This window comes from Oryzobacter telluris, assembly GCF_043099285.1.
In the GTDB taxonomy this organism is placed as follows: domain Bacteria; phylum Actinomycetota; class Actinomycetes; order Actinomycetales; family Dermatophilaceae; genus Oryzobacter; species Oryzobacter telluris.
In genome coordinates this window covers 1,662,363-1,682,356 of record NZ_CP170723.1, presented here as the reverse complement: position 1 = coordinate 1,682,356, position 19,994 = coordinate 1,662,363, and the positions used below count along the sequence as shown (strand labels likewise).

Annotated in this window: 16 protein-coding genes and 1 riboswitch; of the genes, 8 read left to right on the top strand and 8 right to left on the bottom strand. The window is 73.7% G+C overall.

Annotated features, from left to right (window positions below; all coding sequences use genetic code 11):
* Positions 1 to 19: 19 nt before the first annotated feature.
* The 3 genes from ndk to ACFLFB_RS07615 are packed head-to-tail and all read right to left on the bottom strand — an operon-like array spanning position 20 to position 1,128.
* A complete protein-coding gene (gene ndk, locus ACFLFB_RS07625; protein ID WP_392545109.1) occupies positions 20 to 442 on the bottom strand; it encodes a nucleoside-diphosphate kinase in 423 nt (140 codons plus the stop codon).
* Positions 443 to 451: 9 nt separating this feature from the next.
* A complete protein-coding gene (locus tag ACFLFB_RS07620; protein ID WP_392545108.1) occupies positions 452 to 865 on the bottom strand; it encodes a DUF4233 domain-containing protein in 414 nt (137 codons plus the stop codon).
* Positions 862 to 1,128, bottom strand: a complete 267-nt coding sequence (locus ACFLFB_RS07615; RefSeq protein WP_392545107.1) for a hypothetical protein — start codon at positions 1,126 to 1,128, stop codon at positions 862 to 864. The genes ACFLFB_RS07620 and ACFLFB_RS07615 overlap by 4 nt, the downstream gene beginning before the upstream one ends.
* A gap of 42 nt (positions 1,129 to 1,170) precedes the next feature.
* Between ACFLFB_RS07615 and ACFLFB_RS07610 the strand changes: the two genes are divergently transcribed.
* Positions 1,171 to 1,794 (top strand): cation transporter, encoded by a 624-nt coding sequence (locus tag ACFLFB_RS07610; RefSeq protein ID WP_392545106.1) that lies wholly within the window; start codon positions 1,171 to 1,173, stop codon positions 1,792 to 1,794.
* 64 nt (positions 1,795 to 1,858) lie between these two features.
* Here the strand turns inward: ACFLFB_RS07610 and ACFLFB_RS07605 are convergent, their stop codons facing one another.
* Positions 1,859 to 2,140 (bottom strand): hypothetical protein, encoded by a 282-nt coding sequence (locus ACFLFB_RS07605; RefSeq protein WP_392545105.1) that lies wholly within the window; start codon positions 2,138 to 2,140, stop codon positions 1,859 to 1,861.
* Between the two features lie 156 nt (positions 2,141 to 2,296).
* On the opposite strand from ACFLFB_RS07605, the gene ACFLFB_RS07600 reads away from it, so the two are divergent.
* The 3 genes from ACFLFB_RS07600 to ACFLFB_RS07590 all read left to right on the top strand — a co-directional run bounded on the left by ACFLFB_RS07600 (position 2,297) and on the right by ACFLFB_RS07590 (position 7,541).
* Positions 2,297 to 5,233 carry an AAA family ATPase gene (locus ACFLFB_RS07600; RefSeq protein ID WP_392545104.1) on the top strand — a complete coding sequence of 979 codons (2,937 nt, stop codon included), beginning with the start codon at positions 2,297 to 2,299 and terminating at the stop codon, positions 5,231 to 5,233.
* A 129-nt stretch (positions 5,234 to 5,362) separates the two neighbouring features.
* Positions 5,363 to 7,183 carry a hypothetical protein gene (locus ACFLFB_RS07595; protein ID WP_392545103.1) on the top strand — a complete coding sequence of 607 codons (1,821 nt, stop codon included), beginning with the start codon at positions 5,363 to 5,365 and terminating at the stop codon, positions 7,181 to 7,183.
* A complete protein-coding gene (locus ACFLFB_RS07590; RefSeq protein ID WP_392545102.1) occupies positions 7,143 to 7,541 on the top strand; it encodes a hypothetical protein in 399 nt (132 codons plus the stop codon). The genes ACFLFB_RS07595 and ACFLFB_RS07590 overlap by 41 nt, the downstream gene beginning before the upstream one ends.
* 23 nt (positions 7,542 to 7,564) lie before the next feature.
* On the opposite strand, the gene ACFLFB_RS07585 is transcribed toward ACFLFB_RS07590, so the two are convergent.
* Together ACFLFB_RS07585 and ACFLFB_RS07580 are read right to left on the bottom strand one after the other, a co-directional pair.
* Entirely contained in the window at positions 7,565 to 8,605 is a 1,041-nt protein-coding gene (locus ACFLFB_RS07585; protein WP_392545101.1) for a hypothetical protein, read from the bottom strand.
* 50 nt (positions 8,606 to 8,655) lie between these two features.
* Positions 8,656 to 10,050 carry a bifunctional folylpolyglutamate synthase/dihydrofolate synthase gene (locus ACFLFB_RS07580; protein WP_392545100.1) on the bottom strand — a complete coding sequence of 465 codons (1,395 nt, stop codon included), beginning with the start codon at positions 10,048 to 10,050 and terminating at the stop codon, positions 8,656 to 8,658.
* A gap of 404 nt (positions 10,051 to 10,454) precedes the next feature.
* On the opposite strand from ACFLFB_RS07580, the gene ACFLFB_RS07575 reads away from it, so the two are divergent.
* Complete coding sequence (locus ACFLFB_RS07575; protein WP_392545099.1) at positions 10,455 to 10,949, top strand: cysteine dioxygenase; 495 nt, start codon at positions 10,455 to 10,457, stop codon at positions 10,947 to 10,949.
* A complete protein-coding gene (locus ACFLFB_RS07570; RefSeq protein ID WP_392545098.1) occupies positions 10,946 to 11,344 on the top strand; it encodes a rhodanese-like domain-containing protein in 399 nt (132 codons plus the stop codon). The genes ACFLFB_RS07575 and ACFLFB_RS07570 overlap by 4 nt, the downstream gene beginning before the upstream one ends.
* Positions 11,345 to 11,498: 154 nt before the next feature.
* On the opposite strand, the gene ACFLFB_RS07565 is transcribed toward ACFLFB_RS07570, so the two are convergent.
* Positions 11,499 to 13,541: a M14 family metallopeptidase gene (locus ACFLFB_RS07565; RefSeq protein WP_392545097.1), complete on the bottom strand. Its 2,043-nt coding sequence runs from the start codon at positions 13,539 to 13,541 to the stop codon at positions 11,499 to 11,501.
* Between the two features lie 194 nt (positions 13,542 to 13,735).
* The gene (gene ileS / locus ACFLFB_RS07560) at positions 13,736 to 17,083 is read right to left on the bottom strand and encodes an isoleucine--tRNA ligase (protein WP_392545096.1); all 3,348 of its coding nucleotides are present in this window, start codon (positions 17,081 to 17,083) and stop codon (positions 13,736 to 13,738) included.
* 347 nt (positions 17,084 to 17,430) lie between these two features.
* Positions 17,431 to 17,505, top strand: a riboswitch (cobalamin riboswitch).
* 110 nt (positions 17,506 to 17,615) lie between these two features.
* Between ileS and ACFLFB_RS07555 the strand changes: the two genes are divergently transcribed.
* On the top strand, positions 17,616 to 19,157 hold the full coding sequence (locus ACFLFB_RS07555) for a hypothetical protein (RefSeq protein ID WP_392545095.1): 1,542 nt from the start codon (positions 17,616 to 17,618) through the stop codon (positions 19,155 to 19,157).
* The gene (locus tag ACFLFB_RS07550) at positions 19,157 to 19,987 is read left to right on the top strand and encodes a hypothetical protein (RefSeq protein ID WP_392545094.1); all 831 of its coding nucleotides are present in this window, start codon (positions 19,157 to 19,159) and stop codon (positions 19,985 to 19,987) included. The genes ACFLFB_RS07555 and ACFLFB_RS07550 overlap by 1 nt, the downstream gene beginning before the upstream one ends.
* The last annotated feature ends 7 nt before the right edge of the window (positions 19,988 to 19,994 follow it).

Here is a 19,994-nt window from a genome sequence, read left to right as displayed (position 1 = left end):
CACACCGTGGGCGGGCCGTTCAGAGCTCGGGGAACCAGATGCCGATCTCGCGGGCGGCGGACTCGGGCGAGTCGGACCCGTGGACGATGTTCTTCTGCACCTTCTCGCCCCAGTCGCGGCCGAGGTCGCCGCGGATGGAGCCGGGCGCGGCGGTGGTGGGGTCGGTGGCACCGGCGAGGGCGCGGAACCCCTCGATGCAGCGCTCGCCCTCGATGACGACCGCGGCCACCCGGCCGGAGGACATGAACGCGACGAGCGGCTCGAAGAAGGGCTTGCCCTCGTGCTCGGCGTAGTGGAGGTGGAGGCGCTCGACGTCGGGGGTCAGCACCTGCAGGGCGACGAGGCCGTAGCCCTTCGCCTCGATGCGGCGCAGCACCTCCCCGGTGAGGCCGCGGGCGAAACCGTCGGGCTTGACGAGGACGAGCGAGCGTTCGGTGGTCACGGGACCAGCCTAGCCACGGGAGGACGAGCGCCCGGCCGCCGCCTCCGCCTCACGGCGGGCGACCAGGGCGTCGACCTTGAGCCCCTGGAGCAGGAGCACCACCCACAGCAGGGTGAAGACGACGCCGACCCCGATCATCACCGGCACGACGAACGCGCTCACCCAGGTGAGGACCTGCACGAGCCAGCCGACCGTGATGCCGACCGGGCTGCGCATCAGGCCGGACCCCAGGAGCGCGAGCACCGCGAGACCCAGGCCCAGCCAGAGCAGCGGGCCCGCCTTCTCGGGCTCCCCCGCGGCGATGGCGTTGCCCCGCGCGACGAGCGCGAAGAAGCTGAGGATGACCGACTGCCCGAACAGCGCGATCGCGAGGAGCCGGTAGGTGAACTTGCCCTGTCGCCCGTACAGCGGCAGGCGGCTCATGCGCCCTGCTTCCACTTCCGCACGTCGATGGCCGCCTTGGACGCCATGAGGCTCGCCCCGGTGGCCGCGCGGTAGTGCTTCACGGCGGCGACGACCTCACCCCGGGCGAGCGCGGCGTCGACGGCGTTGCGCGCCTCCTCGGGGAGCTCCTCGACCGGCGTGAAGGTCACCGGCTCCTGCTGGGCCGAGCGGATCTTCACGACGACGTACCAGATGGCGACGGCGACGGCCACGAGGAGCAGCAGCTTCACGAGCGGGGACATGCGCCAAGGGTAGGGGGCCGCGGCGTCTGCTCTGATGGTCGGGTGACGTCACCGGTCCTCGCCCCAGCCGCGCTGCGACGGGTCGTCCTCGTCGTCGCGGCCCTCAACCTCGCCTACTTCGCCGTCGAGGGGTCGGTCGCGCTGGCCATCGGGTCGGTGGCGCTGCTCGCCGACTCGGTGGACTTCCTCGAGGACACGGCGATCAACCTGCTCATCGCGCTCGCGCTCGGGTGGACCCTGGCCCGGCGCGCGCTGGCGGGGCACGTGATGGCCCTCGTCATCCTCGTCCCGGCGGTGGCGGCGGCGTGGCAGGTGGTGACCCGGGTGTCCGACCCGGTCGCGCCCGCGGTCCGGCCCCTCGTCCTCACTGCCGGCGGGGCGGCCCTGGTGAACGGGGCCTGCGCCCTGCTGCTGGCCCGGGTGCGGCACCACGGCGGCTCGCTGTCGGGGGCGGCCTACCTCTCGGCCCGCTCCGACGTCGCGGTCAACCTCGCCATCATCGCGATGGGGGTGCTCACCGCGGTGACGCGCTCGGGGTGGCCGGACCTCGTCCTCGGTGCGGTGATCGTGCTCGTCAACGGCGGCGCAGCGCTGGAGGTCTGGCGGCTGGCCGGCGAGGAGCGGCTCGCGGCGCGGGCGCTCGCCGGCGAGGACCTCGACGACTGACCCCGCGCCCACGAGGGCGGCCCCGGACCGTGGGGTCCGGGGCCGCCGTGGGTGCCGGGTCGGCTCACCGCTCGGGGATGTACCCGGGTGCCGGCACCCCGTTCCCGGTGAGGTCGTCGCAGCGGACGAGCTGGTCACCGACGCGCTCGAGGAAGCACGCGCCGGCGTGGCCGACGACGGTGGCGGCGGGGCCGGCGTCGTCACGGGCCTGCGCCGGCGTGGCGCCGAGGCCGACGGCGAACAGGCCGGTGAGGACGGGGACGGCGAGGCCGGCGAGGACGCGACGACCGGTGCCGACCCGGCAGGTGATGGAGGTGGTGGTGGTCTGGGACTGGTTCTGGTTCACGGTCTTCTCCGAGCTGGTGGTGAGCGGTTTCTCCGACTCCTCCACGGTCGGCCCGGCGCACCCCCACCCACATCGGGGTGCACCCCTCAGACCCGGCCCTCACCCCCCTCAGATCGGGCCATGTCGGGCCGGAGCCGTGGCTGCCACACTCGGGGGGTGGCCAGCCCTTCGGGCGCGGCCGCCCCGTTCGTCGGCAGGTCCCGGGAGGTCGACCGGGTCGCGTCGGTCGTCGAGGCGGCGCGCGACGGTCGGATGACGGCCCTGCTCGTCTCGGGCGACGCGGGGGTCGGCAAGACCCGACTCGTCGAGCGGGTCTGCCGCGACGCCGCCACGCAGGACCCCGACCTCGTCGTGCTCAGCGGGGTCTGCCTCCCGATGGGCGCGACGACCGTCCCGCTGATGCCGATCCGCACCGCGGTGCGCCGGCTCCCGGCCGGGCTGCGCCCTCCCCCGCTGGACGGTGAGGGGTCGGGGGGCGCGCCCGTCGTCGTCGACGAGTGGCTGGAGCGGACGAGCCGCGACCACCCCGTCGTCCTCGTCGTCGACGACATCCAGTGGGCCGACCCGGGCTCGCTCGACGTCCTCACCTACGTGCTCGCGGGCCCCGCCGACCGCGGCCTCGGCATCCTGATGACGCTGCGCCGCGACGAGGTGGGCGCGGCCGGGCACGCCCTCCAGCGGTGGCTCGCCGACGTGCGCCGGATGCCGTGCCTCACCGAGCTGTCGCTCGGGGCGTTCGACCGCACGGCGACGCGTGAGCAGCTGCAGGCGCTGCTGGGCTCGACACCGCACGAGTCGCTCGTCACCGAGGTGCTCGAGCGCACCCGGGGCAACGCGTACCTCAACCGGCTGCTCGTGGAGGACCTCGGCCCGGACGCCCGTCACCTCGGGCCCGGCCTCCCGGACGACCTGCGCGGCGCGGTGCTGAGGCCGTGGCACCGGCTGTCCGCGCCGGCGCGCGAGCTGGTCCTGGCGGTGGCGGTGGGCGGCGAGGTGGCCACCGGAGCGGCGCTGCGGCGGGCGGCCTCCCTCGTCGGGTCGACACCGGAGGAGGCCACGCCCCTCCTGCGCGAGGCCGTGGAGGCGGGCGTCCTCGACGTCACCGCCGACGGCGGCCACTGGTTCCACCACCCCCTCCAGGCCGAGGCGCTGGAGTCGGGCCTCGCCGCGGAGGAGCGGCGCCAGCTGCACGCCGCCTTCGCCCGGGTCTGCGAGGCGGACCTCGACGCGGACGGGGCGACGGACCCGGCCGCGCGGCTGGCCGCCGCGTCGGCCGTCGCCGAGCACCACCAGCGGGCCGGCCACGACGCCGACGCCTACCGCTGGACCCTGTGCGCGGCCGACCTCGCCACGGACCGCGACGACGGGGCAGCGGCCCTCGTCCTCCTGCGTCGCCTCGTCGAGCTGAGGGAGCGGGTGGAGGACGTGGCCGAGTCACGCCGCGACCTCCTCGACCGGCTGCGGCGGGCGGCGGCCGCGGAAGGCAGCCACGAGGCCGAGCTCGACGTGGTCGAGACCCTGCTCGGGGACCTCGACGAGACCGTCGACCCCCTGGCCGTCGCCGAGCTGGTCGTGCGCCGCGAGCACCTCCGGTTCTCCACCGGGAGGGGCTTCCTCCGAGTCGAGCCCATGCGCCGCGCCGTCGAGCTCACCACGCCCGAGCCGGCCTCGTGGCAGCACGCCTTCGCCCTGGCCGAGCTGGCCCATGCCTCGCTGTGGGCCGACGACCCCACGGCTCCCGGCGCCGCCGCCGCCGCCCTGGAACGAGCCACCACGGTCGGGCACCCCCGAGCCCTGGCCTACGCCTACGCGGCCGCGTCGATGGCGGCGGGGTTCTCCGGCTCGGGGGACGGCGAGGCGCTGGGCGCCCGGGGCGTGGAGAACGCGGCGGTCGCGCGCGACTGGTGGGGCTTCGTCCACGCCTCGCTGTGGGAGGCGAACGGTGCCGACGTGTGGGCCACCCCGACGTGGGCGCACCTCGTCGGGCGGCGGAGGGAGCAGCTCGAGTCGCTCGGTGGCCCGCATCCCTACCTCGCGTGGATGTCGGCCGACGAGGCGGGCACCCTGCTGGGCGCCGGCGACTGGAAGGGCTGCGGCGAGCGCCTGCGGGTGGCCTTCGGGTCCGACCCGGGCGCGGCGGCCGACGTCACCGCGCGCCTGACCGCCGCCCGGATGGCTGCCTACCAGGGGCGACACCGGGAGGCCGAGGAGCACCTGGCCCGAGCCGACGAGCTCTTCGCCGAGACCACGGACTTCCTCGCGTTCGAGTTCGACGCGGTGCGGGCCCAGGTGAGGCTCGCGTCGGGTGACCCCGAGGGCGCGTACGCGGCGGCGATGGCCGGAGCCCTGTCCCCCGGCGTCCCCCCGACCTTGTGCGAGTGGCTGTGCCCGCTGGGCGCCCGGGCCCTCGCGGACCTCGCACTGGCCGCTCGGTCCGAGCACCGGTCGCCCGAGGTGCACCTGCGCCGGCTGGACGAGCTGGTGGCCCGCTTCCCGCGGGTCATCGTCGACAGCGTCGCGATCCGGGAGACCTACACCACCCAGCTCGACGGTCTCGACGCCCTGTACGCCGCGGAGGTCGCCCGGGCCCGGCGCTCCCCCGACGGCCCGCCCCTGTGGCGCCGGGCCGCCGGCCTCCTCGACGGCGTCTGGCCGTGGGACGCGGCGTACGCGGCGTTCCGGGCCGGTGAGTCGCTGCTGCTCTCCGGGGGGTCGCGCGAGGAGGCGGCGGGCTTGCTGCGGCGCTCGGCCGGGCTGGCGGCGGAGCTGGGCGCCGAACCGGTGCTGCGCGAGGTGGTCGACCTCGCCCGCTCGGCCCGGGTCCGTCTCGACGAGGTGGCCACGAGGGGTGGTGGGTCGGCGTCGGGCGACGCGGGGCTGCCGGGGCTGCCGGGGCTCACCACGCGCGAGCGCGAGATCCTCGACCACGTCGTCGCCGGGCGCACCTACGGCGAGATCGCCAGGGCTCTCTTCGTCAGCGAGAAGACCGTGAGCTCCCACGTGTCGAACCTGCTGCGCAAGACGGGGGCCGCGAACCGGGTCGAGCTCGCCCGCCTCGCCCGCAGCGCCTCGGACCGCCCCGCCCCCGGCTGAGGGACGCGCGCCGCGTCATCCAGCACGACGCAGACCTGCGAGTTCTCGCAATGACGGGGCCGGAAGTCCCACGGTGTCGGGGCCTCGTCGTATGGTCCCCTCGTCGTTCTTCATCAGGGGGTTCTCTTCGTGTCGTCGTCGTCCCGCCGTGCCCTGGTCGCCGCCGCTCTCGCGGCCGTGGCCCTCGCCGTCCCCGGCCTGCCCGCCCACGCTGCTGCGCCAGCCACCGCACCTGCGGCCGCCACCGCACCTGCGGCCGTCGTCACGGCCCCAGCAGCCGCGTCGGCCCTCGACGTCGCGAAGGTCGCCGGCATCACCCAGGTGACCGACGGCGCCGACCTGTACGACTCGCGCACCACGGGCGGGGCGCTCGCCGCGGGCCAGCGGCGCACCATCGCCGTCCCCACCGGCGACCCGGCCTACGTGCCCTCCGACGCGACGGCGGTCGTCCTCAACGTCACGGCGGCGTCGCCCACGACGACGGGGTGGCTGGCGGTGTGGCCGTCGGGGGCGAGCCAGCCCTCGACCTCGAACCTCAACTACGCGCCGGGCACGCCCACCGCCAACCTCGCGGTCGTGCAGCTCACCGGGAGCCGCCAGCTGACCGTGCTCAACGGCGGCAAGGGCAGCACGCACGTGCTCGTCTCGCTGCGGGGGTACGTCCGCACCAACCAGGGGACGACGAACCCCGGCTCGGTGACGCCCACCGAGGCCACCCGCGTGCTCGACAGCCGGGTCACCGGGCCGGCCGTCCCCGCCCAGGGCTACCGCGACATCCAGGTCAGCGGCGTCTCCGCCCCCGATGGCGCCGCCGCCGCCTTCCTCAACGTCGTCGCCGTCCGGCCCTCCACGGCCGGCTACCTCGTCGCCCATCCGTCCGACACCGCTCGCCCGAACACCACGACGCTGACCTACAAGGTCGGCAGCGACCGCGCCGGGATGTCGCTCGTGCGCCTGTCGTCCACCGGCACGGTCCGCGTGTGGAACATGTCATCCGCGCCGGTCCACGTCGTCGTCGACTCCTTCGGCTGGGTGCAGCAGGGCGACGCCACCGACACCCCCCTCGGCACGGTCGGGCTCGCCCCGCAGCGGCTCCTCGACACCCGGGCCACGGGGCAGCAGCTCAACGCCGACAACGGCCGCATGGTCTCCATCCCCGTGCCGAGCACCCCCGTGCAGGGCCCGCCCTCGGCGATCGTCGTCGCGGTCACCGCCACGCGGGCCACGGCCGGCGGCCACCTGCGCTTCGGCCTGGGCGACACCGCGCCCTCCGTGCTCAACTTCTCGGCCGGGGAGACCGTCACGAACACGACCTACGTGTCGACCGTGGCCGGTGGCTCGATCATCCTGCGCGCCGTCACGCCCGGCTCCGTCCACGTCATCGTCGACCTCGTCGGCGTCGTGGGGGTCACCCACCGCCTCGACGGGCGCGTCGTCGAGGAGGGCTCCGGCGACCCGCACCACCCGTCGGCGGCCGGGTTCGGCCTCGGCTTCTCCCAGGCACCCACCACGTCGGACGGACGCTTCGTCATCCGGTCGAACACCGCCGCGACGAGCGTGAACATGTGCGCCGCCGCGATGACCAAGGCCGGCGCGGTGAGCGTTGAGGAGCAGTCCTACGTGCCCGCCTGCCTCGGCGGCAACGTCGTCAAGACCACCGTCCCCCTCGCTCCGGGCGCGCACCTCGGTCGGAGACGTCGCCATCCCCCGCGCCGGTGCCCTCACCGGCCGCTTCGTCGGTCCGGACTCGGCCGGTGCGCCGGGCCAGCCCGTGTACCTCCAGCGGTCGGACGGGCGCTTCTCCGCCGTGCCCTCCACGACCCTCTCCGGTGCCTGGACCTCGTCGCGGCTGCCCGTCGGCGACTGGGTGGTCACCTCCGGCGACGGACCCAACAACACCAAGGGCGAGGTGCTCGACGAGATCCCAAGGTTCGGCACGGCGATCGGTGACGTGCCGGCGCTCATCGCCGCGGGGGCCACCACCTTCGCCGTCACCCCGGGCGGGACCACCGCCACCCCGGAGTCGCAGCTGAAGGTCCGCGGGACCCTGACGTGGAGTGTCACCGACCCCGATGGCGCGTACGGCAACGTCACGCTGTCGGTCCGCCACTCGAGCGGCTACGTCGTGCGCAGCCAGACCCTGTTCAGCGCGACCGGGTCGCTGGCCCTGCGACCGGGGTCGTTCACGGTGTGCGCCACCGAGTCGGGCGTCACCCGGTGCAACGGCGACGCGACGAGCCACGACACGGCGCCGCCGCTCGTCGTCGAGTCCGACGGGACCGTGGCAGCCACCATCACCCTCCCCTGAGGTCCACGCCGCGCTGACCGGCGTCAGCCGGCGAGGGCGACGAACCAGACCGAGCCGTCACCGAAGTTGGTGACCCAGGTGCCCTCGTCCGTGGGTGCGACGACGGCCGGACCCGAGCCGACCTCGAGCCGCTCCACGGCATCGCCGGTCGCCGCGTCGATGCGGGTGAGGAGGTTCGTCGCGTCGTCGGGCACCCACACCCAGCGGCCGTCGGGGCTGCCCGCGAGGTTCACCGGCGACGACCCGGCCGGCGTGGGCCGACCGACGACCGCTCCGGACGCGGCATCGAGGGCGGTCACCGTGCCGGACTTCACCCGCGAGACCCAGACCCGGTCCCCCGTCGCCGCGACGTAGCCGGGACGGTTGCCCCCGACCTCGACCTTCGTCACGGCCAGCGACGTCGGGTCCACCCGGGCGATGGCCGCCGAGCCGGTCGTGTCGTCGCCGACCCACAGCGCGTCCGCCGTGGCCGCGAGGCCTCCGGCGTTGACCCCGGGGAGGTCGACGGTCGTGGTCGCGTTCGACGCGGGGTCGACGCGGGTCAGCGACTGCCCGTTGCGGTTGCTCACCCAGATGCTGCCGAACGCCTCCACCGCCTCGTACGAGGCGAACCCCGTCGGCACGGAGGCGACCACCGTGCGCGTGGCGGGGTCGACCCGGTCGACGACGCCCGACTGGGTCACGACCCAGAGGGCGTCCTTCGTCGCCGTGATCTCGCACGGCTTGTCGGCGACCTTCGTCCGGTGGGTCACGACGCCCTTCGCGGGGTCGATGCGCAGCAGCTCGGCGGTGTCGTTGACGCTGACCCACACCGCGTCGAACGCCACGACCACCCCGCACGGCTGGCCCCCGACATCGACCTTCGTCGCCACCGTGGAGGCCTTGCCGTCCGTGGCCGCGAGGACGCCCGTCGGCCCCTCGCGCGGGGTGTCCGGCCCAGCTGAGGAGGCCGGCGCGCTGGGCGTCGCCGAGCCCGACGACGCACCACCCGACGCCGGGGACCCGCCGCACCCGGCGACACCGAGCAGGACCACGGCGGCGAGGGTGGTGGCGGTCCGGCGCATGCGCCGCACCCTAGACCCGCCGGCGCACCGGCGTCATCGACCCGAGGAGGTCAGACGTTCGTCGTCCCGAGGAGCATGCGGACCTCGGCCGCGGTGACGACCGAGCCGGTGGCGAGCACCCCTCCCCCGACACCGCCCCCGGCGTCGGCGAGCCCGGCGGCCTGGTCGAGGGCGTCGGGCAGCTCGTCGACGACGGTGACGCGGTGGTCACCGAAGATCTCGGCGGCGATCTCGCCCAGCTTGCGCGGCGACATCGCGCGCGGCGAGGTGGTGCGGGTGACGACGACCTCGTCGAGGGCCGGCTCGAGGATCTCGAGCATCTCGGCGGCGTCCTTGTCCTTCATCACGGCGATGACGCCGACGAGCCGGGCGAAGGTGAACGAGTCCTCGAGCGCCTGGACGAGCGCCACGGCCCCTGCGGGGTTGTGCGCGGCGTCGACGAGCACGGTGGGGCTGCGCCGGACGATCTCGAGCCGTCCCGGTGAGTCGACCCGGGCCAGCCCGGCGCGGACCACCTCGATGTCGATCGGCTGCTCGCCACCGCCGAGGAAGGCCTCGACCGCGGCGATCGCGACGGCCGCGTTCTGGGCCTGGTGCGTGCCGTGCAGCGGGAGGTAGAGGTCGGGGTACTCGGCCGCGAGACCGCGCACCGAGATCTGCTGGCCGCCGACCGCGACATCACGCTCGGAGACGCCGAACTCGTTGCCCTCCAGCACGATTCGCGCACCGACCTCCTCGGCGCGCTCACGCAGGACCTCGTAGGCCTCGGGCTCGAGCTGGAGCCCGGACACGGTGATGGCGTCGGGCTTGATGATGCCGGCCTTCTCGGTGGCGATCGCCTCGATCGTGTCGCCGAGGAAGTGGGCGTGGTCCATGCCGATGGGCGTCACCACCGACACGGGGGCGTCGATGACGTTGGTCGCGTCCCACGAGCCACCCATGCCGACCTCGACCACCGCGACGTCGACCGGCAGGTCGGCGAACGCGGCGTAGGCGACGGCCACGATGACCTCGAAGTACGTCATCGCCGGGCCGCCGTCGAGGATCGAGCGTCCGTCGACGATCTCGATGAACGGGATGACCTCGTCGTACGCGTCGAGGAACCGCTCGGCCTCGATGGGGACGCCGCCGATGGCGACCCGCTCGAGCATCGAGTGCAGGTGCGGGGAGGTGAACCGTCCGGTCTTCAGCCCCAGCTCGCGCAGCAGCGACTCGATGATGCGCGCGGTGCTCGTCTTGCCGTTGGTCCCCGTGACGTGGATGACGGGGAAGGTGCGCTGCGGGTCGCCGAGCAGCTCCATCACCGCGGCGATCCGGTCGAGCGAGGGCTCGAGGTCGTGCTCGGGGGCGCGGGAGAGGATCGACTGCTCGACCTCGCGCATCCTGCGGGTGACGGCGGCCTGGTGGGCGGCGTCGCGGAGCGGGGCGTCGGGTGCGGGACTCACCCGCCCATTCTGTCCGACGTGGCGACCCCGCCGGTCCAGCGCAGGCCCGGGCCGCGCCCGCATCCCGCGAACGTGGGTGAGAACCGTCGGCATGGCGACACTTTTCACCCACGTTCGCCGGCCACCGGGCGGCGGAGGCCTTCCCGCCCGTCCACACTTGATGTTATGGGTTGCACAACTCGACGTTATGTGACTACCGTGCTCGCATGAGTTCGCAGCGAATGTGCAGCCCGCGCCCGGCCCTGCCGATGACGCGCCGCGGCTGTCGCTGTCTCGCCACGGCCTGAGCACCCGGCCGCCGCGCACGACTCCAGCACGACTCCAGCACCACCCCAGCACCTCACCTCCCCCGCCCGAGCAGCGCCCCTGCGCGCCGGGCCCCTGACCAGCACCGGAGCACACCCATGACCGTCATCGCCCGCCCGACCCTGCCGCAGACCCACGCCACGCCCTCGACGAGCCCGCTCACCACGGCCCGGCGCCTCGCCGGCCAGGACGACCTGTGGCGCCCGCACGTCGACTTCGACCCCAGCGCCCGCTACTTCCGCCGCCTCCTCGCCGACGGCGACCACGAGGTGTGGCTGCTCACCTGGCTGCCGGGCCAGGGCACCCCGTGGCACGACCACGGAGGCAGCGCCGGCGCCTTCGTCGTCCTCCAGGGCGCGCTGGTCGAGCAGACCGCCGTGCACGGCCTGGTCCGCGGCCTCAAGCGGATCCACCGCAGGGGCGCCTCCCACGGCTTCGGCGCGCAGTACGTGCACCGGGTGACCAACGAGGGACCCGACCCGGCCGTCTCGCTGCACGTCTACGCCCCGCGCCTGGAGCGGATGAACGACTACGCCGACCGCGAGGGCGTCCTCGAGCTCACCGAGTCGCGCCGGGCGGGTGACGACTGGTGAGCACCAGCCGCATCGACCTGCTCCTCTCGGCCGCCCGCGCCCGGCTCGACCGGCTCACCCCCGAGCAGGCCGCCCTGGAGCTGACCCAGGGCGCCGTCCTCGTCGACATCCGTCCGGCCGCCCAGCGCGCCGAGCACGGGGAGGTGCCGGGGGCGCTCCTCGTGGAGCGCAACGTCCTCGAGTGGCGGTTCGACGCGACCAACGACGCGGCCCTGCCGATCGCCGACGACGACCTGCGCGTCATCGTCCTGTGCCAGGAGGGGTACACGTCGAGCCTGGCCGCCGCCGCCCTGAGGGACGTGGGCGTGCACCGCGCGACCGACGTCGACGGGGGCTTCGCGGCGTGGGGCGCCGCCGGCCTGGCCACCCGACCCGCCGGGGAGCGGGCCGCCTGAGACCCGTCGGGAGGGCGCACGGGGTCAGTCGCCCGCCCGGCGTGGAGACGAGGTGGTGCCCGGGTCGCGGGGACCCGGGCACCACCTCGTCAGTTCACCCCTGCCGCAGCCGAACCGGCCCAGCTGGACCGGTTCGGCTGCGGCGCAGGGTGGTTCAGCCCTTGGCCTTCTTGCAGGCGTTGCCGACGTCCACGGTCTTGCCGCGGTCGACGATGACCGAGCGCTGCGAGACCATCGCGCCACCGGTCGTCGAGCACGTGAGGGTCCACGCCTCCTTGACGCCGGTGTAGTTGGCCGGGTCGGGACCGCCGAAGCGGACCTCGCCGGTCCAGTCGCTCGTCTCGCCACCGTCGTAGTTGATGAGCTCGACGGTGTAGGTACCGGGGACGGGCTCGATGAGCAGCGCCACCTCCGGGTCGGCCAGGGTCTCCGCGGAGCCCACGACCTCACCGGCCTCGTTGTAGATGACGACGTCCCAGTCGACGTTGGCGTCGGGCCACTGGACCCGCACCTCGGCCTTGAAGTTGTCGTACTGCGGCATGCCGCCGATGGTGAACGTCGTCGTCTCCGACTCGAACGTCCCCGGCGTGCCGGCCGGGTTGGTCAGCGCCTGCGTCGGCTGCGCCGGCGCCGCGGGGTCACGACCCCAGCGGCCGGCGACGACCGGACGCGTCGACGGGTTGACCGCCCACGAGAACTTGCCACCGGTCGTCTTCAGCGACGACGAGAGGTCGTTCTGGTACGCGACGGGTGCTCCCACCGAGCCGTCCGGCTGGTTCACCGGCGAGGTCAGCGTCTGGAACGACTTGCTCACCGTGAGCACGCGGCCCGCGGGGGCCGTGCCCGTGATGGTCGAGTGGAACGCCTTGTCGACCGTCGCCTCGGCCATCCGGTAGTAGGCCTCGCGGTTGCCGCCCTTGCCCGCACCCGCTGCCGGCTCGAGGCCGAGGTACTCGGCGACGACGGCGTTCTGGTACTCGGGGTGGAAGCCCTCGGTGCCGATCTCGAAGGTGAACCCGAAGCCACCGGTCTGCCAGTAGCTCCAGTCCTCGACCGACCCGGAGGTGTCGTACAGCTGGAACGAGGCCCAGTTCGAGTACGAGTTCGCGTCGGTCATGCTCTTGCCGAGGGCCTTGTACTGCGGCTCGTCGGGCGAGTACCCGGTGGAGAGCAGCGACGGCGGGCGCAGCACGAGGTTGCTGAAGGTGTGGTTGGTGATGAGGTTCGTGACCTGGCGGCTGGAGATCAGCCGCTTGATGTTGTCGACCTCGGGGGTGTCGCCGGGGCCGTCACCGCGGTAGGTGTCGCTGCTCCACGAGGTGCTCGCGCCGTTGCCGCCCCAGAAGCCGGGGTAGTTGCGGTTCGGGTCGGTGCCGCGCAGGCGGCCGGCGAGGTTCGCGTTGCAGGTGCCGGTGCGGTACGCCGCGGGCGTGTTGGCGGAGATGGTGCAGTTCTTGCGCTTCATCTCGTAGTCGAAGGTGCCGAAGTCGCCGATGGGGGCGGCGGAGCGGCTGATGACGAAGCCGTCGACGTTGACGACCGGCACGATGATGGTGCGCGTCTTCTGCACGATGTTCGTGGCGCGGGCGTCGGTGCCGTAGCCCTTGAGCAGCTCGTACGCCCACTCCATCGAGTGCTCGACCGAGGGCCACTCGCGCGCGTGGTGCGCGCCCATCATCAGCATGACGGGCTTGCCGTCGTCGACGTTCGCGGCGTTGGTCGTGATCTCGATGCCCTTGACGTCGCGACCCTCGACGCTCTTGCGCTCCAGGGTCAGCGGCTTGACGAGGGTCGGGTAGGTGGCCGCGAGCTGGGCCAGCTCGGCGTTGACCTCGTCGAGGGTGCGGTACGACGTGCGCCCGCTCGGCAGGCCGGACGCGGCGACGGAGGCGGCGTACGCCTTGTCGGCGGCACGGGCCTTGCGCATCGTGGCGGCGAGGTCGGCGTCCTCGACGCGCCAGGTGAACCCGGCGTCGCGCAGCCTCTTGGCGTCGGCGGCGGAGTGGAGGAGGACCTCGACACCCGACGCGTCACCGTGCTCGGTCGTGTCGAGCCCCAGGTTGTTCACCTTGGTGCGCTCGGCGGGCGTCTTGGCGTTGACGTGGACGACCTGGACCTTCTCCCCGGAAGGAGAGGGCGTCGCTGCGGACACCCCCGCCCCGGTGAGGACGACCGCGGCAGCGAGCGCCACCGTCATCGGAAGTCGTCGGGTGTGGACAGGTAGAGACTTCATCGGCTGCTCCTGCTGCGTCGGGGGGTGACCCTTGCTGTGCGGCGACTATGCGCCACCAAGGCAACCTAGACCCGCAGGTGGGCGCACGCACCCCCTCGGACCTCGTTGAATCCCGCACGACCTCCCCGTGGCGCGGGGAGGTCGTGCGGGAGAGGTGCCTAGCGCAGCGAGACGCGCAGGCGCACGGGGTAGCGCTCGCCGACGACGACCTCGGTCACGCCGTCGCCGTCGGCCGCCAGCGCGTCGAGGTCGGGCCCCACCGTCAGCTGCTCGGCGAGGGTCTCGCCGGTGACGAGGTCGCGGTGGTTGAGCACGGCCCGGTAGACGAACTCGGCCCCGGCCACCTCGAGGGAGATGCGGTCGGAGACGTCGAGCCCGGCGTCGCGGCGGGCCTGCTGGACCGCCCGGACGAGGTCGCGCGCCGCGCCCTCGAGCTCGAGCTCGGGCGTGACGTCGGTGTCGAGGACGACGAAGCCGCCCCCGGGCAGCATCGCCGTGGCCCGCGTACCCGCCTGGCCGGCGTCGACGACGGTGTCGAGGGTGTACTCGCCCTCGACGAGCGCGAGCCCGCCCGAGGTGACGGTGCCGTCGTCGGCCACCGACCAGTCACCGGACTTGCTGCCCTTGATGGCGACCTGCACCTCGCGGCCCAGGCGCGGGCCCGCGGCACGCGCGTTGACGGTGAGCCGTCGGCTGATCCCGAAGTCGGAGCCCGACGCGTCGGCGACGTCGAGGACGCGCACCGACTTGACGTTGAGCTCGTCGGCGACGATGCCGGCGAACGGCTCGAAGGCCGCCGGGTCGGGGGTGACGACGGTGAGCTCGGTGAGCGGCAGGCGGACCCGCAGCTTCTCGGCCTTGCGCAGCGAGGACCCCGTGGAGCAGACCGCGCGGACCTGGTCCATCGCGGCGACGAGCTCGTCGTCGGCCGGGAGGAGCGACGCGTCCGGCCAGTCCTCGAGGTGGACCGAGCGACCGCCGGTGAGGCCGCGCCAGATCTCCTCGGTGACGAGCGGCAGCAGCGGCGCCGTGACGCGGGTGACGACCTCGAGCGCCGTGAAGAGGGTGTCGAACGCCGCCCGGGCCGCCGATCCGTCGCCGGAACCGGTGTCCCAGAACCGCTCTCGCGAGCGGCGGATGTACCAGTTGGTGAGCACGTCGACGAACTGGCGTACCGACTCGCAGGCACCCGGGACGTCGTAGGTGTCGAGCTGCCCCTGGACGGTGTCGACGAGGACCCGCAGCTTGGCCACGAGGTAGCGGTCGAGCGGGTCGGTGGAGGCCGTGGACCACTGGGCCTCGTAGCCGGCTCCGCCGTCCATCGCGTTGGCGTAGAGCGCGAAGAACGACCAGCTGTTCCACAGCGGGATGAGGACCTGTCGCACGCCCTCGCGGATGCCCTCCTCGGTGACGACGAGGTTGCCGCCGCGCAGGATCGGCGAGGCCATGAGGAACCAGCGCATCGCGTCGGCGCCGTCGCGGTCGAAGACCTCGGTGACGTCCGGGTAGTTGCGCAGCGACTTGCTCATCTTCTGGCCGTCGTTGCCCAGGACGATGCCGTGGCTGATGCACGACGAGAAGGCGGGACGGTCGAACAGCGCGGTGGCCAGGACGTGCAGCGTGTAGAACCAGCCGCGGGTCTGGCCGATGTACTCGACGATGAAGTCGGCGGGGAAGTGCGCGTCCTCGGTGTCGGTGCCGGCGAACCAGTCGGCGTTCTCGAACGGGTAGTGCACCTGCGCGTACGACATCGAGCCCGAGTCGAACCAGACGTCGAGGACGTCCTCCACCCGCCGCATCGTCGAGCGACCCGTGGGGTCGTCCGGGTTGGGCCGCGTGAGCTCGTCGACGAACGGCCGGTGCAGGTCGGGGTTGCCGTCACGGTCGCGCGGGAGGTCGCCGAAGTCGCGCTCGAGCTCGGCGAACGAGCCGTAGACGTCGATGCGCGGGTGGGCCGGGTCGTCGGACTTCCAGACGGGAACCGGGCTGCCCCAGAAGCGGTTCCGGGTGATCGACCAGTCGCGGGCGTTCTCGAGCCACTTGCCGAACTGGCCGTCCTTGACGTGCTCAGGGACCCAGGTGATCTCCTTGTTCAGCTCGACCATGCGGTCCTTGAACGCGGTGACCTCGACGAACCACGACTCGACGCCCTTGTAGATGAGGGGCTCGCGGCAGCGCCAGCAGTGCGGGTAGCTGTGGTCGTAGGTCTCGCGGCGCAGGAGGACCGTCCCCGGAGTGACCGAGCCGGTGGAGCCCTCACCCTTCGTGGCGTTGCGCAGGTGGTCGATGATCATCGGGTTCGCGTCGAAGACCTGGACGTCCTCGTAGTCGGCGACCGGAACGGTGAAGCGCCCGCTCTTGCTCACCGGCATCACGGCCTCGATGCCCTCGCGGTCGGTGACCTCCTTGTCGACCTCACCGAACGCGCCGGCGGTGTGGACCACGCCGGTGCCGTCGGTGGTGGTGACGGCGTCGTCGGCCGCGACGACGCGGAACGCGTTCTCGTGGTCGGCGTAGTAGGAGAACGGCGGCGCGTAGGTGCGGCCCACGAGGTCGGCGCCCGTGTAGCGCCCGAGCACGGTGAACTCACCCTCGGCGTCGGCCAGCTCGCGCGCGTAGGCGGGCAGGCGGGCCTCGGCGAGGAGGTAGCGGGCGGTGGTGTCGGTGCCGGGCACCGGACCCTCGACGACGACGTAGTCGATGGCGGAGCCGACCATCACCGCGAGGTTCGAGGGCAGGGTCCACGGCGTCGTCGTCCACACGAGGACGTGGGCGCCGTCGAGGACGGCGTCCTCACCGGTGTCGGTCAGGACGTACCCGACGGTGACGGCGGGGTCCTGGCGGTTCTGGTAGACCTCGTCGTCCATCCGCAGCTCGTGGTTGGACAGCGGGGTCTCGTCGTTCCAGCAGTACGGCAGGACGCGGAAGCCCTCGTAGACGTAGCCCTTGTCGAACAGCGACTTGAACGCCCAGATCACCGACTCCATGTAGTCGGGGTTCATCGTGCGGTAGTCGTGGTCGAAGTCGACCCAGCGCGCCTGGCGGGTGACGTACTCGCGCCAGTCGCCCGTGTACTTCATCACCGAGTCGCGGCAGGCCTCGTTGAACTTCTCGATGCCCAGCTCGAGGATCTCGTCGGTGGTCTTGATGCCGTTGAGGCGCATCGCCTCGAGCTCAGCCGGCAGGCCGTGCGTGTCCCAGCCGAAGCGGCGCTCGACCCGGCGGCCGCGCATCGTCTGGTAGCGCGGGACGACGTCCTTGACGTACCCGGTGAGCAGGTGGCCGTAGTGCGGCAGGCCGTTGGCGAAGGGCGGGCCGTCGTAGAAGACGAACTCGTTCTCGCCCCGCTCCCCCGTGGGCCGGTTCTCCACCGAGGCGCGGAAGGTGTCGTCGGCCGCCCAGTGGGCGAGCACCGCCTCCTCCACCTGCGGGAACCGGGGGCTCGCGGGCACGCCGAAGGCGGCGCCGGTGTGCTCACCGGTCGTGCTGACCTTGGGGTACGTCATGGGGGTGCTCCTGCGGGGTCGTCATCGCTCGTTGACCACGAGGACGACGGCTCACCACGACATCCGGACCGGACGCCGAAGCGGGACCACCGCGGTACCACCTCGCTTGCCCCCGTTGCCGGCGGCCGCTCTTGCACCAGGTCGTGACGTGACCCCGACGTCCGGGTCTAGTGAGGACCGCTCCCGTGAGGGGGTGGTCCCGTTCTTCCGGAGGGCTCGCCGCTGATGACGGCTCGGACGCCCTGGGAGGTGATCCTACCCACGGTGGGCGCGGTCTCCCCACCGGGTCGCGGAGGCGGTAGAGTCGGCGCGTCGTCCTCCGGGACGGCAACACCCAACGCCTCTGCAGGGGGAAGCCGGTCGAAGTCCGGCACTGTCCCGCAGCCGTAGGTCACGAGCGATCGTGGCGAGTCGGAATGCCCAGCAGGTGCGCGCGGCTCCAGTTCACCCGTCGAGGAATGCGGGACGGAGCCCGAGACCCCGGGTTTCCGGTGCTTCGGGCGGTCGTCACGAACCGCCATGAGAGGCACCGATGTCCCCCACCACCACCCGCGCCGCGATGCGTCGCGCCGGGACCCTGCTCGTCGCCGCCGCCCTGGTGGGCGGCCCCGTCGGCGTCGCGTTCGCCGACCCCAGCGCCGAGCCCACCCCCACCGTCACGCCCACCGGGTCCGCCCCCGTCGCGTCGTCGGAGCCCTCCTCGTCGGCCGAGCCGTCGGCCACCGAGAGCGCCACCGCCACCCCGGAGCCCTCCGCCGAGGTCTCGGCCACTCCCGGGCCGAGCGTCTCGGCACCCGCGCCGAGCGCCCCCGCCAAGGCCTCCTCCGCGAAGAGCGCCCTCGCCGCGCTCGCCGCCTCTCCCGAGTCCGAGGCCGCCGCCGCCTTCATCGCGCGCACCCTCGCCGACGGCGACGACCACTACGTCTACCCCGGCGGCACGTACTTCGACGGTGGCAACACCATCGACGCGATCATCGCGCTGAGCGCCGTGGGCACGCAGGACGCCCAGCTCGCCGCGTCGCTGGCCTACCTCGACGAGAACCTCGGCGGCTACACCGGCTCCGACTTCGACGAGTACTACGCCGGCCCCACGGCCAAGGCGCTCCTCGGCGTCCTCGCCGCGGGTGGCGACCCGACCGACTTCGGCGGCCACGACCTCGTCGCCGACCTCGAGGACCTCGAGACGGGCGCGGGCCGGTTCAGCGACGACTCCGCGTACGGCGACTACTCGAACACCATCGGCCAGTCCCTGGCCCTCATCGCCCTCTCGCGCGCGGGTGAGCCGCTCTCCGCGGCCTCGGTCGAGCTGCTGCTCGACCAGCAGTGCTCCGACGGCGGGTTCCGCGGCTCCATCGGCGGCGCCACGTGCACCTCCGACGCCGACGCCACGGGCTTCGCCGCCCAGGCGCTCCTCGCCGCGGCCGGCACCCTCGTCTGCGGCACCGGCGCCGACGGCCTCCCCGCCCGTGCGGGCGACGCCGCCGACGAGGCCCTCGCCCGCCTCGCGGCCCTCCAGGGCCCGGGTGGCGGAATCGTCGGCAGCGAGGGCGAGGCGAACGCCAACACCACCGGCGTCGCCGCGCAGGCCTTCTCGGCCGGCGGGCGGACCACCGACGCCGACGAGGCCGCGACCTTCATCGCGACCCTCCAGTACGACGACAGCGTCGCGGCGCTCGAGGGCGGCATCGCCTACTCGACGACCACCCGCTCGACGACGACGCCGAGCGACACCGACCTGCGGGCCACCCCGCAGGCGACCCTCGGCCTCGCCGGCGGCTCCCTGCTCGACGCCCTCGCCGCGGAGGCCTCCGACCCCGAGCCCGCGACCGAGTGCCCGGTGGAGCCCACCTCCACCGGCGAGCCCACCTCCACCGGTGGCGCCAGCCCCACGGGCTCGACCGCGCCGACCTCCGGCTCCGACGGCGGCGAGACGGTCTCCCCGGTCGCCTCCGGCCCGGACGCCCTCGCCCAGACCGGCTCGGACCTGCTGTGGCCGGTCGGCGCGGGCCTGGTCCTGCTCGTCGTCGGTGGCGTCGCCGTCGCCGCCTCGCACCGCCGGGGGGCGCACGCCTGATGCGTCGCGCGTCCCACCGTCGTCTCCTCGGTCGCCTCGCCGGCACCGCCGCTGCCGCGGGCCTGGTCCTCACCGGGTTCGTCGCCACGGCGGGGCCGGCGAGCGCCGCCGCCTGCTCGGGCACCTCGGGCGTCACCGTCGTCGTCGACACCGGCAGCTCGACGAGCATCCGGTGCGCGTCGGGTGACCCGTCGTCGGCGTGGAAGGCCCTCGAGGCCACCGGCCACAGCGTGACCCCGGTGCAGCAGTTCCCCAGCGCCATCTGCCGGATCGACGGCTTCCCGTCGTCCGACCCGTGCGTGCGGATGCCTCCGGCCGACGCGTACTGGGCGTTCTTCCACGCCTCGCGCGGCGGGAGCTGGACCTACAGCAGCAGCGGCGCCACGAGCTACGACCCGGCCCCGGGCAGCGTCGTGGGCTTCCGGTTCGGCTCGGGGCAGCAGCCCCGCACCGCTCCCCCGGCCACGAGCGCGCCGGCGCCGACCCCGGCGACGACGACCCGCACCACGACGCCGCGCACCCAGACCGCGAAGCCGAGGGCGACGGTGACCCCGCGGGCCGCGACCACCACGAACGGCTCCGCCACGGCCCGCTCGGCTGCGCCGAAGCCCTCGGCCTCGCCGAGCGCGTCGGCCACGCCCAGCGCGTCGGTCACCGCGAGCGCGACCCCCACCCCGTCCTCCTCCGAGAGCGACGAGGCCACCACGGTGGCCGCGGCACCGACGTCCACGGACGCCACGGGCGACGTCGGCACCCTCGTGGTCGGCGGGGCCCTCGTCGCCCTCGTGGCCGGCGGTGCCGGCTGGGCGGCGTGGAGACGACGCACCTGAGCCGGCG

Excerpts from the sequence above, each read along its gene's own strand:
- ACFLFB_RS07620 (WP_392545108.1), bottom strand. The coding sequence starts at position 865 with ATGAGCCGCCTGCCGCTGTACGGGCGACAGGGCAAGTTCACCTACCGG.
- ACFLFB_RS07615 (WP_392545107.1), bottom strand. The coding sequence starts at position 1,128 with ATGTCCCCGCTCGTGAAGCTGCTGCTCCTCGTGGCCGTCGCCGTCGCC.
- ACFLFB_RS07585 (WP_392545101.1), bottom strand. The coding sequence starts at position 8,605 with ATGCGCCGGACCGCCACCACCCTCGCCGCCGTGGTCCTGCTCGGTGTC.
- ACFLFB_RS07575 (WP_392545099.1), top strand. The coding sequence starts at position 10,455 with ATGACCGTCATCGCCCGCCCGACCCTGCCGCAGACCCACGCCACGCCC.
- ACFLFB_RS07565 (WP_392545097.1), bottom strand. The coding sequence starts at position 13,541 with ATGACGGTGGCGCTCGCTGCCGCGGTCGTCCTCACCGGGGCGGGGGTG.
- ileS (WP_392545096.1), bottom strand. The coding sequence starts at position 17,083 with ATGACGTACCCCAAGGTCAGCACGACCGGTGAGCACACCGGCGCCGCC.
- ACFLFB_RS07555 (WP_392545095.1), top strand. The coding sequence starts at position 17,616 with ATGTCCCCCACCACCACCCGCGCCGCGATGCGTCGCGCCGGGACCCTG.
- ACFLFB_RS07550 (WP_392545094.1), top strand. The coding sequence starts at position 19,157 with ATGCGTCGCGCGTCCCACCGTCGTCTCCTCGGTCGCCTCGCCGGCACC.